Annotated in this window: 13 protein-coding genes; 12 read left to right on the top strand and 1 reads right to left on the bottom strand. The window is 71.1% G+C overall.

The genetic code is table 11. The annotated features are described in order from the left end of the window. Window positions 1-224 precede the first annotated feature (224 nt). The 10 genes from VJ693_RS22330 (at window position 225) to VJ693_RS22285 (ending at window position 11,726) form a co-directional block, all read left to right on the top strand. A complete protein-coding gene (locus tag VJ693_RS22330) occupies window positions 225-1,205 on the top strand; it encodes a hypothetical protein (RefSeq protein ID WP_324157877.1) in 981 nt (326 codons plus the stop codon). Then, window positions 1,205-3,226, top strand: a complete 2,022-nt coding sequence (locus VJ693_RS22325) for an ATP-binding protein (RefSeq protein ID WP_324157875.1) — start codon at window positions 1,205-1,207, stop codon at window positions 3,224-3,226. The genes VJ693_RS22330 and VJ693_RS22325 overlap by 1 nt, the downstream gene beginning before the upstream one ends. Before the next feature lie 113 nt (window positions 3,227-3,339). Continuing rightward, window positions 3,340-5,436, top strand: a complete 2,097-nt coding sequence (locus tag VJ693_RS22320) for a TonB-dependent receptor (RefSeq protein WP_324157873.1) — start codon at window positions 3,340-3,342, stop codon at window positions 5,434-5,436. A gap of 427 nt (window positions 5,437-5,863) precedes the next feature. Further along, entirely contained in the window at window positions 5,864-7,696 is a 1,833-nt protein-coding gene (locus tag VJ693_RS22315) for a thiamine pyrophosphate-binding protein (RefSeq protein WP_324157871.1), read from the top strand. Beyond that, the gene (locus VJ693_RS22310; RefSeq protein ID WP_324157869.1) at window positions 7,693-8,496 is read left to right on the top strand and encodes a citryl-CoA lyase; all 804 of its coding nucleotides are present in this window, start codon (window positions 7,693-7,695) and stop codon (window positions 8,494-8,496) included. Before VJ693_RS22315 ends, VJ693_RS22310 begins: the two co-directional genes overlap by 4 nt. Further along, window positions 8,483-9,286 carry a hypothetical protein gene (locus VJ693_RS22305; protein WP_324157867.1) on the top strand — a complete coding sequence of 268 codons (804 nt, stop codon included), beginning with the start codon at window positions 8,483-8,485 and terminating at the stop codon, window positions 9,284-9,286. The genes VJ693_RS22310 and VJ693_RS22305 overlap by 14 nt, the downstream gene beginning before the upstream one ends. Before the next feature lie 56 nt (window positions 9,287-9,342). After that, window positions 9,343-9,789 (top strand): peptide-methionine (R)-S-oxide reductase MsrB, encoded by a 447-nt coding sequence (gene msrB, locus VJ693_RS22300; protein WP_324157865.1) that lies wholly within the window; start codon window positions 9,343-9,345, stop codon window positions 9,787-9,789. Window positions 9,790-9,847: 58 nt separating this feature from the next. After that, the gene (locus tag VJ693_RS22295) at window positions 9,848-10,507 is read left to right on the top strand and encodes a septation protein A (protein ID WP_324157863.1); all 660 of its coding nucleotides are present in this window, start codon (window positions 9,848-9,850) and stop codon (window positions 10,505-10,507) included. Further along, the gene (locus VJ693_RS22290) at window positions 10,504-10,782 is read left to right on the top strand and encodes a BolA family protein (protein WP_324157861.1); all 279 of its coding nucleotides are present in this window, start codon (window positions 10,504-10,506) and stop codon (window positions 10,780-10,782) included. The genes VJ693_RS22295 and VJ693_RS22290 overlap by 4 nt, the downstream gene beginning before the upstream one ends. Window positions 10,783-10,931: 149 nt before the next feature. Continuing rightward, the gene (locus VJ693_RS22285) at window positions 10,932-11,726 is read left to right on the top strand and encodes a peptidylprolyl isomerase (RefSeq protein WP_324157859.1); all 795 of its coding nucleotides are present in this window, start codon (window positions 10,932-10,934) and stop codon (window positions 11,724-11,726) included. Window positions 11,727-11,796: 70 nt separating this feature from the next. Here the strand turns inward: VJ693_RS22285 and VJ693_RS22280 are convergent, their stop codons facing one another. After that, window positions 11,797-12,846, bottom strand: a complete 1,050-nt coding sequence (locus VJ693_RS22280) for a DMT family transporter (RefSeq protein WP_324157857.1) — start codon at window positions 12,844-12,846, stop codon at window positions 11,797-11,799. Window positions 12,847-12,929: 83 nt separating this feature from the next. Between VJ693_RS22280 and VJ693_RS22275 the strand changes: the two genes are divergently transcribed. Both VJ693_RS22275 and chrA read left to right on the top strand, forming a co-directional pair. Then, window positions 12,930-13,874, top strand: a complete 945-nt coding sequence (locus VJ693_RS22275; RefSeq protein ID WP_324157855.1) for a chromate resistance protein ChrB domain-containing protein — start codon at window positions 12,930-12,932, stop codon at window positions 13,872-13,874. Continuing rightward, window positions 13,871-15,220: a chromate efflux transporter gene (gene chrA / locus VJ693_RS22270; protein ID WP_324157853.1), complete on the top strand. Its 1,350-nt coding sequence runs from the start codon at window positions 13,871-13,873 to the stop codon at window positions 15,218-15,220. The genes VJ693_RS22275 and chrA overlap by 4 nt, the downstream gene beginning before the upstream one ends. Window positions 15,221-15,227 lie beyond the last annotated feature (7 nt).

Raw genomic sequence — 15,227 nt, 5'->3', positions numbered from 1 at the left:
CTCCTGCAGTGGGTGGGGCGGGCACCATCTTAGAACCGGCCGGACGAGGTTCGAATCAGGGTCGGCGGCAGCACGGCGCCCATGGCCGCCATCCTGGGCCAGGCGGCCGGCACGGCCTGTCGTGCAGATGACACCCCCGCCCCGACCGCGCACTGCGCGCCGCGCGCATGCACCACAGCGGCGATGCTAGATTCGCGAGTCGCCTGCCCGCCGCGCCCCCCTTCGTGCCCGCCGCCCCCCACCGCTTCACCCGTCCCCGGCGGCAGGCCTTGCGCCTGCTCGCCACCGGCGTGGGGGCCGCGGCATGGGGGCCGGGGTGGCTGCACGCGGCCGAGGCGACGCTGCCGCTGGCGGTCGTCTACCCCGACATCGGCGCGCCGTTCCGCGAGGTGTTCGCAACCATCCTCGAAGGCATCCGCGAGCACGTCCGCCAGGCGGTGCCGGGCTTTGCAGTGGCCAGCGATGCCGCGGTGCCCGCGCTGGCCGACGAGTTGCGCCGGCGCGAGGTCCGCGTCGTCATCGCGCTCGGGCGCAGCGGGCTGAAGGCCGCGCGCCTGCTCGACAGCGCGGTCTCGGTCGTGGCCGGCTGCGTGCTGGGTGTGCCGGAAGCGCAGGCCCATGACTACACCGTGCACAGCCTGGCGCCCGACCCGGCGCTGGTCTTCGCCCAGCTGCGCCGGCTGCTGCCCGCCACGCGGCGGGTGTTCACGGTGATCGACCCGCAGCAGAATGCCTGGCTGCTCCGGCTGGCCCAGGAGGCGGCTCGCGGCCAGGGGCTCGAGCTCGTCGCCCACGAGGCCAGCGACCTGAAGCGTGCCACGCGCGCCTACCAGGATGCGTTGGCCGCGGTCGAGCCCCGGCGCGACGCGCTCTGGCTGCCGCAGGACGCGACCACCGTCGAAGAGGCGACCTTGCTGCCGATGGTCCTGCAGGAGTCATGGCAGCGCGGCTTCGCGCTGGTGTCGAGCAATGCGGTGCACGTCAAGCGCGGCGCACTGTTCGCGCTCTACCCCGACAACCCGGCCCTGGGCCGCAGCCTGGCGCAATCGGCCCTGGAGGCGCTGGCCACCCCGCGGCGCCCGGCGCGCGGCCTGCTGCCGCTGCGCGAGGTGCTCGTCGCCGCCAACCAGCGCACGGCCGCCCACCTCGGCATCACCCTCGACCCCCGCGTGCAACGCATCGACAAGCTGTACCCCGAATCATGATGCGCCTCACCCGCCTGCCGCTGTTGACCGGACTGTCCCTTCGGAGGCGGCCGCAGTCCAGTTTCCGGCGCCAGCTCAGCACGCTGGCCTCGGCCGGCGTCCTGCTGCTGGCCTTGCTGTCGTCGCTGGTCAGCTCCTGGCAAGCCAGCCGGCAGATCCGCGCCACGCTGGTCGAGCAGGGCCAGCGCGTGGCACAGAGCCTGGCCGGCCAGAGCGCGCTGGCGCTGATGTCCGGCACGGGCGACAACGCGACCGACGCCTTGCGCGCGACGCTGGACTTTCCGGACGTGATCGGCGTCGAGATACGCAGCCTAGACGGCCAGGTGTTGCTGACGCGTGGCCAGGCCCGCGTGAACGGCGCCCTCACCCTGCCCGCCCCCAGCGCCGATGCCGCCCGGCTGGCGGCCGAGACGAGCGAGGCCTGGCATTTCATCGCGCCGGTCGTCGCACGGCGTGCAGCCTCGCCTTTCGAGGTCGGCGAGGGCCGTGACGAGCTGCTCGGCGACGTGCGCGTCGTGCAGGGCAAGGGCACGCTGCGGCACATGATGGCGCAGGTCTTCTTCACCAACCTCGCGGTGTCCTTGTCGATCGCGGTGCTGTTCGTGCTGGCGATCCGCGTGCTGGCCTCGCGCCTGACGCGGCCGCTGACCGACCTGTCCGAGGTCATGGTGCGCGCCGAGCGCGGCGACCGCGAGGTGCTCGCCCAGGCCAGCGGCACGAGCGACATCGAGCAGATGGCGCACGCCTTCAACCGCATGATCACGGCCCAGCGCGGCCGTGAAGACGAGTTGCAGCACCACCGCGAGCAGCTCGAGGCCGCCGTGCGCGAGCGCACGGCCGAGTTGCTGCAGGCCAAGGAGCGGGCCGAATCGGCCAACGCCGCCAAGAGCCAGTTCCTCGCCCGCATGAGCCACGAGCTGCGCACGCCGCTGAATGCGGTCATCGGCTATGCGCAGATCCTGAAGATGGACGGCGGCCTGACCGAGCGCCAGCGCGTGGGGCTGGACAACATCCACGCGGGCGGTGAACACCTGCTGACGCTGATCGTCGACATCCTCGACCTCGCGCGCATCGAGGCCGGCCGCATCGAGCTCTTCCCCGGCCCGGTGCGACCGCAATCGCTGCTGCGCAGCGTCGCCGACATCGTGCGCCTGAAGGCCGAGGAAAAAGGCCTGGCCTTCAACGTCCGGCTCGCCGACGGCGTGCCGGCGATGGTGGTGGCCGACGAGAAGCGGCTGCGCCAGGTGCTGATCAACCTGCTCGGCAACGCCGTGAAGTTCACCGATGGCGGCCACGTCACGCTGGTGCTGCGGCCTGGCGAGGGCCCCACCGCCGCGGGCTGCGCGCGCCTGCGATTCGAGGTCTCCGACAGCGGCGTCGGCATCGCTCCCGAGGCGCTCGAGCGCCTGTTCCAGCCGTTCGAGCAGGCCGGCGAAGCGCACCGCCGCGCGGCCGGCACCGGCCTGGGCCTGGCGATCAGCCGCCAGCTCGTCGGCCTGATGGGCGGCGACATCCACGTGCGCAGCCAGCCCGGCTCAGGCAGCCTGTTCTGGTTCGAGATCGATGCCGCGCCGGCGGCCGAGGAGCGCACGGTGCGCGCGGTGGGGCACGCGACGCCGGGCTACGAGGGCCCGCGCCGCCGGGTGCTGGTGGCCGACGACGTGCCGGTCAACCGCAAGATGCTGTGCGAGCTGCTGCGCCAGCTCGGCTTCGAGGCCCACGAGGCGGCCGACGGCCTGCAGGCGCTGGACCAGGTGCGGCTGGTTGCACCGGACCTGGTGCTGATGGACGTGCGCATGCCGGGCATGGATGGGCTGGAAGCGACCACCGAGCTGCGCCGGCAGGCCGCGACCGCGCGGCTGCCGGTGATCATGGTCTCGGCCAATGCGGCGCCTGAAGACCAGCACCGCAGCCTCGCCGCCGGAGCCGATGCGTTCCTCGCCAAGCCGGTCGACCGGGCCCGGCTGCTGGAGCTGCTCACCGAACACCTGCGCCTGCAATGGCGCGCCTCACCCGCCTGAACACGCGTTTGCGGCGCAGGCGAGACATCGGGGGCTTGCGCGCTTGCCCTGGCCAGGTGCCCGACCTATCCTCGGCCGGCCGTCGATGCGGCCCTCTTTCAATCTCGTCCGTCATGCAGTTGTACCAATTCACCGTCCTGGGCCTGGCCGCGATGCTGGCCTTGTCGCCGCGCGCAGCCGAACTGTCCGAAGAAGAAGAGCTCGCGATGGCCTTCGGCGACAAGTCCTTCGTCAGCATCGCCACCGGCTCGAAGGTGCCGGTGGCCCGGGCAGCTTCGGTGGCGACGGTGATCACCGCGGAGGACATCCGCGCGATGGGCGCGGCCGATCTGGACGAGGTGCTGGAGACCGTGCCGGGCCTGCACGTGTCGCGCTCGCCGGTGCTGAACGCGCCGATCTACACGTTTCGCGGTGTGCGCGGCACCTTGACCAACCCGCAGGTGCTGATGCTGGTCAACGGCATCCCCCAGACGCGCATCTACGCCGGCGACCGCGGCCTGAACTGGGGTGGCCTGCCGCTGTGGAACGTGGCCCGCATCGAGGTCATCCGCGGCCCGGGTTCGGCGCTCTATGGCGCTGACGCCTACTCCGGCGTGATCAGCATCCAGACCAAGGGGGCCGCCGAGATCGACGGCACCGAGTTCGGCGCGCGGGCCGGCTCCTTCGATACCGCCGGCGCCTGGTGGCTGCACGGCGGCCGCTGGGGTGACGTCGAGGTGGCGGGTTACCTCAGCCTGAGCCGCACCGATGGCGGGGGCCGCACGATCAGCGCCGACGCGCAGACGGGCCTCGACGCGATCTTCGGCGCCTTCGGTGTGCCCCCCGTGTCGCTCGCCCCGGCGCCGATGAACAACGGCTACAAGCTGATCGACGCGGCGCTGGACCTGACGCTCGACCGTTGGCGATTTCGCACCAGCTACAAGCGCGTGTTCGACCTGGAATCGGGGGCCGGGGTCGCCCAGGCGCTCGATCCGACCGGGCGCAACACCGGCCAGCGCATCGATGCCGACCTGAGCTGGCACGACGCCGCGCTGGCCGCCGACTGGGACGTGCTGCTGCGCGCCTACGTATCGCGCTACGACGAGAGCTCGCGGCTGACGCTCTTCCCCGCCGGCACCAACCTCGGCGGCGGCTTCTTCCAGGACGGCATGATCGGCGCCCCCGCCAAGTGGGAGCACCAGGCCCGCGCGGAAGCCACCGCCGTGTACACCGGCGTCGAGGGCCATCGCGTCCGCCTGGGCGCCGGCTACACGAACCAGGACATGTACCGGCTGCACGAGGCGAAGAACTTCAACCCCGATTTCAGCCCCATCGGCTCGGGCTCGTGGGGTGACGTGACGGACGTGACCGACACCGTGCCGTTCATGCGCCCGCACCAGCGCAACGTCGTCCATGCCTACCTGCAGGATGAATGGGCGATCGCCAAGGACTGGGCACTGACCGCCGGCGTGCGGCATGACCGCTATTCGGATTTCGGCGCCACGACCCATCCGCGCGTCGCGCTGGTCTGGGAAGCGGCCTACGACATCACCGCCAAGCTGCTCTACGGCACGGCCTTTCGGGCGCCTGCATTCAGCGAGCTCTACCTCATCAACAACCCGACTGCCATCGGCAACCCGTCGCTGTCGCCGGAGAAGATGCGCACGCTCGAAGCGGCATGGTCCTGGCAGGCGGCGCCCAATGCGCGCCTCGGATTGAACCTGTTTCGCTATCAGCTGACCGGCCTCATCAGGCTGGACAGCTCGCTCGTCTACCAGAACCAGGGGGAGCAGACCGGCCGTGGCGTCGAGCTCGAGGCCGAATGGGAACCGAACCGCCAGCTGCGCTTCGCCGGGCACTACGCGATCCAGCACTCCACCGACGCCCGCACCGACCGCGACCCCGGCCTCGCACCCAGGCAACGCGCCTATCTGCGCGCCGACTGGCAGCCTTTGCGCAGCTGGCAGGCCAACGCCCAGGTCAACTGGGTGGCCGACCGCAAGCGGCAATCAGGCGACAGCCGCCCGGAGATCGCCGACTACACGACGGTGGACTTGACGCTTCGGACCCGAACGGGCGACGGCGCGTGGGACCTCGCCTTGTCGGCACGCAACCTGTTCGACGCGGATGCGCGCGAGCCGGCGCCGTACGGCGTGCCTTACGTGTCGATCCCGAACGACCTGCCGCTGCCCGGGCGGGCGATCTACGTCACGCTGGCCTACCGGCTTTAGGGCGAGGCTGCTGGCCGCGCGCCCCGGCGCGAATTCGGTCACGAACGGTCTCGGGGAAACCCTTGCGCGCTTTGTATAGAAGAAACACAATAGTTTCTGTTGGTAACAAATTAATGCGCGCGGCGATTTGAGTCGACAGCCGGTGGCGCCGGAGCCTGCAGCACGCAGCCGCCGGCGTCGTCCCGAGCCCGGGTTCCCCGCCCGCGGCCGCTTCGACAAGGACGCGCCGGGGCCCTTCGCGACGGGCCCGGCCCGCCAGTTCGCACCAGGGAGATCACGCACACGACCCGGGCGCCCCGATGCGCCCGCGGCGTGGTCATGCCTTCGCGCCGCGATGCTCAACACGCCGGCCGCGACTGCGGGTGCGCCCGCAGCCGCTGCTTGGCCGTGGCCGAGGCTCTTCTAGGAACGCTGGAGCAGTCCGAACATGGAAAGCCTGAAACGCGCCGCCGCGGTCGCCATCGACCCCGCGGCCAACCCTGACGTGGCCACGACGGTCGAGGCCGCCGAGCTGATCGTCACCTACCTCGAACGCCTGGGCGTCGAGGCCGTCTTCGGCGTGCCGGGCGGCGCGATCGAGCCACTGTACAACGCGCTGGCCCGCAGCGAGCGCCGCGGCGGGCCGCGCGCCGTCGTGGCCCGCCACGAAGCCGGCGCCGCCTTCATGGCCGACGGTTATGCCCGCGAGACCGGCAAGATCGGCGTGGCCGTCGCCACCTCCGGGCCCGGCGCGACCAACCTGATCACCGGCGTCGCGACGGCCTACGCGAACAACGTGCCGATGCTGGTCATCACCGGCCAGCCGCCGCTGCGCAACTTCGGCCGCGGCGCCTTGCAGGAATCGAGCTGCACCGGCGTCAACGCGGTGGGCATGATGCGCCACTGCACGCGCTACAACTCGCTGGTCTCGCACGCCGATCAACTCGAGACCAAGCTGATCGCCGCGCTGATGCGTGCATTCCAGGTGCCGCAGGGCCCGGTGCATCTGTCGATCCCGGTCGACATCCTGCGCGGCGCCGTGGCCGCGCCCTCGCGCGATGCCGACCGCAGCGCACTGGTCTACTCGAAGCCCGCGCTGGTCGATGTGGACGCGCTGCGTGCCCTGCGCGGCGAGATCGAGCGCGCCGAGCGGCCGGTGTTCCTGATCGGGGACGGCTGCGGCGAGGCGATCGAGGCCATCATGCGGCTGGTCGACCTCAGCGGCGCCCTGTTCATCACCACGCCCGACGGCAAGGGTCTTGTCAACCCCCGCCACCACGCTTTCCGCGGCGTGTTCGGCTTCGGCGGCCACGCCAGCGCAGACGAGTTGCTGCGCCAGCAGCCCGACCTGGTCGTCGCGTTCGGCACGGCGTTCAGCGAGCTGGCCAGCGCCGGCTGGAACAACACCCTGCTGAACAACCGCCTGGTCCACGTCGACCCCAGCGACGAGCACCTGATGCGCTCGCCGATGGCACGGCTGCACGTGCGCGGCCACATCCTGTCCGTATGCCGCGCGCTGATCGACGGCCTGGCGGCCAACGACGCGCGCAACGTCGTCAGCCTGACGGCCGCCGGCGGCGACGCGCCCCACCCCCACGTGGCCCTGCACGCGCCCGAGCAGGCCGACGTCGACACGGCGCCGATCAAACCGCAGCGCCTGATGCGCGAGCTGTCGCGCCGCTGCCCGCCGAACACCCGCTTCCTGGCCGACACCGGCAACAGCATGATCTGGGCGGTGCACTACCTGCAGCCCCGCAACCGGCGCGGCGTGCGCGCTGCGCAGGCGCTGCCCGCCGGCCGCACCGAGCAGCGCTCGGGCACCGCGAGCTGGCTGCGCGTGATGATGGATTTCGCCCCCATGGGCTGGGCCATCGGCGCGGCGGTCGGCATCGCGCAAGGCAACCCGCGTTGCCCGGTGGTCTGCATCACCGGCGACGGCAGCTACCTGATGAGCGGGCAGGAGATCGGCGTGGCCGCGGCCGAGGGCTTGAACGTGGTCTACGTCGTGCTCAACGACAGCGCCTACGGCATGGTCATGCACGGCCAGCGCCTGGCCAAGGCCGAGCCGATCGGCTTCGAGCTGCCCAAGGTCGACTTCGCCGCGCTCGCGCAGGCCATGGGCGTGCCCGGCCACGTCGTGCAATCGCCCGCCGATCTCGAAGCGCTGGATTTCGACGCCCTGCTCACCCGCCGCGGGCCGACGCTGATCGACGTGCGCATCGACCGCAACGAGGTTCCCCCCATGATCCAGCGACTCAAAGCCCTGGGCGCCGTCAAGTGAATCCGAATCCACCGAACGACCCCGTCGACCAGCCCATCCACACCCGGATCTGGCGCGAGACGCCCGAGGCGGCCAACCCCTTCGCCGCGCGCGCGGCGCATTGCCACGGCTACGACGTGTACGGCGAGCTCGTCGGCCGCGCGAGCTGGGCCGAGATGATGCTGCTGCTGTGGCGCGGCGAACGCCCGGCCCCCGCCGATGCGCGCCTGCTGGAAGCCCTGGCCGTCGCCCTTGCCAACGCCGGGCCGCGCGACCCGGCCGTCCACGCCGCCATGTGCGGCGCCGTGGGCGGCTCGCCGGCAGCGGCCTGCTTGATGGCCGCCTTGGGCGTCGGCGCCGGCCGCCTCGCCGGCGGCCAGGAGGTGGCGCTGGCGATGCAGGCCTGGCAGCGCTGCGGCACCGATGCGGCAGCGTGGCAATCGATGCTGGCGCGGCCCGCGGCGGAAGCCGAGTCAATCTGGCCCGCGGCCGAGCACGCACCGGGCTTCGAAGCCCACGGCGAGCGCTGCGCCGGCATCGTCGTGCAGGCGCTGGCCGCCTTGGCCGCCATCAGCCCCGGCTCGCGCCTGCGCTGGCTGCAGGCGCACCGAGAGACGCTCGAGGCCGCGGCCGGCCGGCCGCTCGCGATGGCGGGCGTGGCGGCGGCCGCCCTGGCGGACCTGCAGCTCGATGCCGCGCAGGCCGACATGCTGTGGCTGCTGCTGCGCCTGCCCGGCGCCGCCGCGCACGCGCTGGAGCAGCGCCTGGCCTACAAGCGCTTTCCCTTCTTCGCTCACGAGATCACCGATGAACACGCCTGACCCCCGCCTGGCCCAGGTGGGCCGTGTCCGCTCGCGCGTCGGCGGCCTGCGCGACGATCGGCGCGTCGTCTACCGCGGCCGCGACCTGCACGCCGACCTCGCCGGCATCGACTGGATCGACCTGTATGCCTTCGGCATCACCGGCCGGCGCTACACCGACAACCAGCTGCGCCTGATGCACGCGCTGTGGGTGCACACCAGCTACCCCGATGCGCGCATCTGGAACAACCGGGTCGCCGCACTCGCCGGTTCGTCGCGCAGCACCGGCAGCCTGGGCCTGGCGGCCGCGCTGGCGGTGTCGGAGGCACACATCTACGGCCGCGGCAACGAGGTGCAGGCGGTCGGCTTCTTCCTGCGCACGCGCCGGGCGCTGGACGACGGCGCCACGCTGGCCGACTGCATCGGCCAGGAGATGCGCGACCACGGACGCATCGCCGGCTATGGCCGCCCACTGCTCGACGGCGACGAGCGCATCGCCCCGACGATGGCGCTGGCCGAGTCGCTGGGCCTGGCCGGCGGGCCCCACCTGCGCCTGGCTTTCGACATCGAGCGCCACTTCGTCGCGCGCGGCAAGAACCTGCGGCTCAACTACGGCTGCCTGGTGTCGGCCTTCGGCGCCGACCTGGGCATGACGCCGCAGCAGTTCGGCCTGTTCATGTTCCCGTCGTTCCTGGCCGGCATGCCGCCGGTCTACCTGGATGCGCGCGAGCGGCCCGAAGGCACCCTGCTGCCCCTGCCCTGCGACGCCGTTCGCTACGAAGGCCCGCCGCCCCGCCGCTGGACGGACTGAACCCGGAAGACCCCGACGGCCGCGGGTGGTCGGCCCCGTCCCTACACTGCCGCCTCATGACGACCGACACGCCCCATTCCCACGACGACCCGCGCTACCCGGTTCACAAGACCGACGCCGAGTGGCGTGCGCAACTCAGCCCGGACGAGTACGCGATCGCCCGCCACGCCGCCACCGAGCGCGCCTTCAGCGGCCGCTTCTGGGACCATTGGCAGAACGGCGTGTACAAGTGCATCGGCTGCGGCGAGACGCTGTTCGAATCGGGCACCAAGTTCGACGCCGGCTGCGGCTGGCCGAGCTACTGGCAGGCGGTCGACGATGGCCGCATCGAGCGCGTGGTCGACCGATCGCACGGCATGACGCGGGTCGAGGTGCGCTGCGCCAAGTGCGGCTCGCACCTGGGCCACGTGTTCGACGACGGCCCGGCGCCGACCGGCGAGCGCTTCTGCATCAACTCGGCGGCGATCAGCTTCGACGCCCAGGGCGACCAGAACCCCGGTTGATCCCCGCGGGTAGACTGCGGCCCGCGCCCGCCGCCGGCGGGCCCCGCGCGCCGTACCCATGAAGCTGTTGTTCGATTTCCTGCCGCTGCTGATGTTCTTCGCGACCTACCGGGTGGCGCAGATGAACAAGGACGCTGCCGCGGCGTTCGCTACCGAGCACTTCAGCGCCCTCGTCTCGGGCGGTGTGGTCGGCGCGTCCGAGGCGCCGGTGTTGCTGTCGACGCTGGTCGTGATCGCCGCGACGCTGATCCAGGTGCTGGTGCTCAAGCTGCGCCGCCGCAAGGTCGACCTGATGCTGTGGGTCAGCCTGGGCCTGGTGGTCGTGCTGGGCGGCTTGACGGTCTGGTTCCACAACAAGACCTTCATCATGTGGAAGCCCACGGGCTTGTACTGGAGCTTCGCGCTGGCGCTGCTGTGCAGCCAGGCGCTGTTCGGCAAGAACCTGCTCAAGGCCTTGCTGGGCGAACAGCTGGTGCTGCCCGAGACCGTTTGGCAGCGGCTGAACTGGGCCTGGGTGCTGTTCTTCGCCGCCATGGGCGTGGCCAACCTGTTCGTCGCCTACCGCTTCGACGAAGCGACCTGGGTGAGCTTCAAGGCCTTCGGGTCGACCGCCCTGATGTTCGCCTTCTTCATCGGTCAGGGCGTGTACCTGAGTCGCCATCTGCCCGACGAAGACGTCGGCCCATCGCAATCCGAGCCGCCGCAGGCCGGGCGATGAACGGCACGCCGCATGTCAGCGCCGCCGCCGTGCGCGAGCGGCTGCAGCAGACGCTCGCACCGGTCACGCTGGAGGTGGTCGACGACAGCGCCGCCCACGCCGGCCATGCCGGCGCCCGCGAAGGCAGCCACTTGTCGGTGCGCATCGTCAGTGCGCGCTTCGCCGGGCTGCCCCGCGTGGCGCGGCATCGCCTCGTGTATGATGCTTTGAGCACTTTGATGCCGCAGGGCATTCACGCGTTGGCCATCGATGCCCGCGCACCCGATGAGCCCTGACGAACGTAGCCGGCGCAAGCCCTCCAGAGTCCACGCGAGCCCCGTGCCACGCGTTGTGCCCCGGTCGCGCCTGACGCGGCAGCCCGACAAGCAACCCCCTCGTTCTCTTCGTTGACCCTCGTCACGAGTCACCATAGAAGGCGACACGCATGAACCTGAAATCCACCGCCGTCCTGGCCGCTGCCCTCTTGCTGCCGCTGCTCGTGCAAGCGCAAAACGTGGCCATCGTGAACGGCAAGCCCGTGCAGAAGGCCCGCGTCGACATGCTGCTCAAGCAAGCCACCCGTGGCGGCCAGCAGGTCACGCCCGAGCTGAAGAAGCGCGCCGAAGACGAAGTCGTGATGCGCGAGATCTTCACGCAGGAAGCCGAGAAGCGCGGCATCGCCGCCAGCGCCGCCTACAAGGAGCAGATGGAGTTGCTGCGCCAGACCGTGCTGATCCGCGAGCTGTTCGAGGACTACAAGAAGAAGCACCCGGCCACCGAGGCCGAAGCCAAGGCCGAGTACGACCAGGTCAAGGCGGCGCAGAGCGGCACCGAATACCACGCCCGCCACATCCTGGTCGAGACCGAAGACGAGGCCAAGAAGCTGATCGCCGACATCAAGGCCGGCGCCAAGTTCGAAGACCTCGCCAAGAAGAGCTCGAAGGACACCGGCTCGGCCGAGAACGGCGGCGACCTCGACTTCGCCAAGCCCGACAGCTACGTGCCCGAGTTCAGCGCCGCGATGACCAAGCTGAAGAAGGGCGAGATGACCGACACCCCGGTCAAGAGCCAGTTCGGCTACCACATCATCAAGCTCGAAGACACCCGCGAGGCGACCTTCCCGAGCTTCGAGGAGGTCAAGCCCCAGCTGATGCAGCGCGTCGAGCAATCGAGGCTGCAGAAGTACCAGGACGAGCTGAAGAAGTCCGCCAAGACCGACTACAAGTTTGCGCAGCAGTAAGCCGCCGGACCCCTGACGAGAAAACGCGCCCCGCGGGGCGCGTTTTCTTTTCTTGGGTGACCGCGCCCGCTCAGCCGTGGGTGTGGCCGTGGCGGTGGTGGATGTCGGGATAGTGCGGGTGCCGGTGCGTCAGCGCCTCGTGGCGGTGCTCGTGGGTGTGCGGCTCCTCGCCCTGCCAGCCGGCGTCGTGCGCGTGCTGGTGGTGCACGTCGTGGCGGTGCGGGTGGCTGTGGGCCAGCGGCTCGTGCGTGTGCTCGTGCTCGTGGCGCTCGCGCAGGTGCAGCCACACGCCCAACGCCATCAGGGCCGCCGCCAGCCAGAACAGCGCGCCCGGCAGCGCCGGCCAGATCGCCAGCGAGATCAGCACGCCGAACAGCGGTGCGACCGAGAAGTAGGCCCCGGTGCGCGCCGCGCCCAGCTGGCGCAGCGCGAGCACGAACAGCGTCAGGCTGAGCCCGTAGCCGACGAAGCCGACCGCCAGGCTCGCCGCCACCGCGGGCCAGGCCGGCAGCGATGCACCGGCGGCCAGCGCCAGCACGCTGTTGAAGGCGCCGGCCAGCAGCCCTTTCAGGCCGGCGACGGCCATCGCATCGTGGCTCGAGACCTTGCGCGTCAGGTTGTTGTCGATCGCCCAGCACAGGCACGCCCCGGCGATCAGCAGCGCCCCGCTCGACCACGGCGCGGCGCCGCCCGGCGACCACGACAGCAGCACGCCGCCGATCACGATCGCCACCATGCCGGCCACCACCTGCCGGTCGGCGTTCTCCTTGAAGACCCACCAGGCGATCAGCGCGGTGAACACCGCCTCGAGGTTCAGCAGCAGGGCTGCGCTGGCGCCGTCGGTGCGCGCCAGACCGGCCATCAGCAGCGCCGGCCCGAGCACACCGCCGAAGCCGATCGCGCCGGCCAGCCAGCCCCAGTCGGCGCGCGGGATGCCGGCGGCTTCGGCGCGCACGCGCCGGGCCCACCACAGCAGCCCGAGCCCCAGCCCGCTGCCCGCATACAGCAGCCCGGCCAGCAGCAAGGGCGGAACTTCGCCGACCAGCAGCTTGGCCAGCGGGGTGCTGGCGCCGAACAGCAGCGCGGCGGCCAGTGCGGGGAAGGCACTTCGCAAGGACATGGCCGCAAGTGGAGCACAGGCGGTGCGCGGCACGATGGCGCGCCAACCTTGTATCAATCATCACATCATGAGATATTCGCTACATGACCGATTGGCTCGTGCTCGCCGCAGCGCTGCCGGCGCACCCCAGCGCCCTGCGGGTGCGCGTGTGGCGCGCGCTCAAGGCCACCGGTGCCGGCACGCTGCGCGAAGGGGTCTACCTGCTGCCGCAGTCGGCGCCGACGGCCGGCGCGCTGTGGCAGCTCGAGCGCACGATTGCCGATGCCGGCGCCGACGCGCATCTGCTCGTCGTCGCCGCGCGCGATGCGACACAGGAAGCCGCTTTCCGCGCGCTGTTCGACCGCTCGGCGCTGTATGCCGAGCTGTTGCAGACGATCAAGGAAACCCGCAGCGCCCTCGGCAGCGCCAGCGAAGCCGCGCTGCACAAGACGCTGCGCGGCCTCGACCAGCAGTTCGCAGCGGTCCGCGCGACCGACTTCTTCCCCGCCAGGCCGGCCGAGCGTGCCGCGGCCGCGTTGACTGCGTTGCGGCGCGAGATCGAGGCCCGTCTGTCACCCGGCGAGCCGACGCCGAAGGCCGCCGCGATCGAGCCGCTGCCCGTGGAAGATTTCCAGGGCCGCACCTGGGCCACGCGCCGGCGGCCCTGGGTGGACCGGCTGGCCACGGCCTGGCTGGTGCAGCGCTTCATCGATCGCTCGCCGCGCTTCGTCTGGCTGGCCGACCCGGCCCGCTGCCCCAAGACCGCGCTGGGCTACGACTTCGACGGCGCACGCTTCAGCCACGTCGGCGAGCGGGTGACCTTCGAGGTGGTGGCCCGCAGCTTCGGGCTCGACGCCGACCCGGCCCTGCAGCGCCTTGGCCAGATCGTGCACTTCATCGACGTCGGCGGTGTGCCGGTCGACGAAGCCGCCGGCATCGAGGCGCTGGTGCGGGGCCTGCAGGCTCAACACCCGAATGACGACACCCTGCTCACCGCCGCGCTGCCGGTGTTCGACACGCTTTACACGGCAATGAAAGTCCCCGCATGACAGCCCCCGCCGCCACCCCGCCCACGCTGAGCTTCGGCCAGGCCCTCGCCTACTGGCTCAAGCTCGGTCTCATCAGCTTCGGCGGGCCGGCCGGGCAGATCGCGATCATGCACGAGGACCTGGTCGAACGGCGCCGCTGGATCAGCGAGCGGCGCTTCCTGCATGCGCTGAACTACTGCATGGTGCTGCCCGGCCCCGAGGCGCAGCAACTGGCCACCTACATCGGCTGGCTGATGCACCGCACCTGGGGCGGCATCGTGGCGGGCGGCCTGTTCGTGCTGCCCTCGCTGTTCATCTTGATCGCGCTGTCGTGGGTCTACATGGCCTACGGGCAGGTGCCGGTCATCGCCGGGCTGTTCTACGGCATCAAGCCTGCCGTGACCGCCCTGGTCGTGCACGCGGCCTGGCGCGTCGGCTCGCGGGCGCTGAAGAATGCCTGGCTGTGGAGCATCGCCACCGCGGCCTTCGCCGCGATCTTCGCCCTCAACGCGCCCTTCCCGCTGATCGTGCTGGTCGCCGGCATCGCTGGCTACCTCGGCGGCCGCGTTGCGCCGCAGAAGTTCAGCGCAGGCGGCGGCCACGGGCAGGCGGCCAAGGCCTACGGGCCGGCGCTGATCGACGACCACACGCCGACGCCCGACCACGCCCGCTTCAGCTGGGCGCACTTCCGGCGCGTGTTGATCGTTTTCGCGCTGATCTGGCTCGCGGCCATGGGCGCGCTCACGGCGCTGTACGGCTGGGATGCGGTGCTGACGCAGATGGCCTGGTTCTTCACCAAGGCCGCGCTGCTGACTTTCGGTGGCGCCTACGCGGTGCTGCCCTACGTCTACCAGGGTGCCGTCGACCACCACCAGTGGCTGACCGCCGCGCAGATGATCGACGGCCTCGCGCTCGGCGAGACCACGCCCGGCCCGCTGATCATGGTCGTGTCCTTCGTCGGCTTCGTCGGCGGCTGGACGAAGGCGATCTTCGGCAGTGAATCGCTGTTCCTGGCCGGCGCGGCAGCCGCCACGGTGGTGACCTTCTTCACCTTCCTGCCCTCGTTCCTTTTCATCCTGCTCGGCGCGCCGTTCATCGAATCGACGCACGGCAACCTGAAATTCACCGCGCCCCTGACCGGCATCACCGCCGCGGTCGTCGGCGTGATCGTCAACCTGGCGGTGTTCTTCGCCTGGCACGTGCTGTGGCCGCAGGGCTTCGGCGGCGCTTTCGAGTGGCCGTCGGCGCTGATCGGCATCGCGGCCGCGGTGGCGCTGTTCCGCTTCAAGCTGGGCGTGATCCCGGTCGTGCTGGGCTCGGCGCTGGCCGGGTTGGCCTTCAGCGCCGCGCGCCACTGGCCGGGCTAAAGGAGTC

This window comes from Ideonella sp., assembly GCF_035254525.1.
In the GTDB taxonomy this organism is placed as follows: domain Bacteria; phylum Pseudomonadota; class Gammaproteobacteria; order Burkholderiales; family Burkholderiaceae_C; genus Ideonella.
The sequence above is the reverse complement of the archived record's forward strand: the minus strand, read 5'-3'. Positions and strand labels throughout refer to the sequence as shown.

What these genes read in the sequence shown, in the direction of transcription:
- chrA (WP_324157853.1), top strand. Translation starts at nt 13,871, where the DNA reads ATGACAGCCCCCGCCGCCACCCCGCCCACGCTGAGCTTCGGCCAGGCC.
- VJ693_RS22305 (WP_324157867.1), top strand. Translation starts at nt 8,483, where the DNA reads ATGAACACGCCTGACCCCCGCCTGGCCCAGGTGGGCCGTGTCCGCTCG.
- msrB (WP_324157865.1), top strand. Translation starts at nt 9,343, where the DNA reads ATGACGACCGACACGCCCCATTCCCACGACGACCCGCGCTACCCGGTT.
- VJ693_RS22295 (WP_324157863.1), top strand. Translation starts at nt 9,848, where the DNA reads ATGAAGCTGTTGTTCGATTTCCTGCCGCTGCTGATGTTCTTCGCGACC.
- VJ693_RS22315 (WP_324157871.1), top strand. Translation starts at nt 5,864, where the DNA reads ATGGAAAGCCTGAAACGCGCCGCCGCGGTCGCCATCGACCCCGCGGCC.
- VJ693_RS22290 (WP_324157861.1), top strand. Translation starts at nt 10,504, where the DNA reads ATGAACGGCACGCCGCATGTCAGCGCCGCCGCCGTGCGCGAGCGGCTG.
- VJ693_RS22275 (WP_324157855.1), top strand. Translation starts at nt 12,930, where the DNA reads ATGACCGATTGGCTCGTGCTCGCCGCAGCGCTGCCGGCGCACCCCAGC.
- VJ693_RS22320 (WP_324157873.1), top strand. Translation starts at nt 3,340, where the DNA reads ATGCAGTTGTACCAATTCACCGTCCTGGGCCTGGCCGCGATGCTGGCC.
- VJ693_RS22325 (WP_324157875.1), top strand. Translation starts at nt 1,205, where the DNA reads ATGCGCCTCACCCGCCTGCCGCTGTTGACCGGACTGTCCCTTCGGAGG.
- VJ693_RS22285 (WP_324157859.1), top strand. Translation starts at nt 10,932, where the DNA reads ATGAACCTGAAATCCACCGCCGTCCTGGCCGCTGCCCTCTTGCTGCCG.
- VJ693_RS22280 (WP_324157857.1), bottom strand. Translation starts at nt 12,846, where the DNA reads ATGTCCTTGCGAAGTGCCTTCCCCGCACTGGCCGCCGCGCTGCTGTTC.